This window comes from Robertmurraya sp. DFI.2.37, from assembly GCF_029211245.1.
In the GTDB taxonomy this organism is placed as follows: Bacteria; Bacillota; Bacilli; order Bacillales; family Cytobacillaceae; genus Robertmurraya; species Robertmurraya methanolica_A.
This window is the reverse complement of sequence record NZ_JARGEJ010000952.1, coordinates 1-278: the sequence shown is the minus strand read 5'-3', so window position 1 is coordinate 278 and position 278 is coordinate 1. Positions and strand designations below refer to the sequence as shown.

Annotated in this window: 1 protein-coding gene; it reads left to right on the top strand. The window is 37.8% G+C overall.

The features are described 5' to 3' along the window. A partial coding sequence (locus tag PZE06_RS29305; RefSeq protein WP_275792591.1) for a transposase occupies positions 1 to 278 on the top strand: 278 nt, incomplete at both ends.

Here is a 278-nt window from a genome sequence, read left to right as displayed (position 1 = left end):
ATAGGAACTCAGAGAAGTTAACGGAAGACGATCGATGGTACTTAGAGCGTTACTTAGGTTTTTCGAATGAATTACGGAAGGCTTATCATCTTAAGGAATGGTTTTCTCAATGGTTTAAAAAGGCGAAAGAAAATGGAGTAAGTCTTATCTCCGAGACAAAGGAATCCCTAAAGGAGTTTTATCGGCGTGTAGAAAAGGCGAATATTCCAGAGTTTAAAAAGGCGATTCGAACCCTCCAAAATTGGCAAATAGAAATCCTGAATAGTTTTGCTTATGAT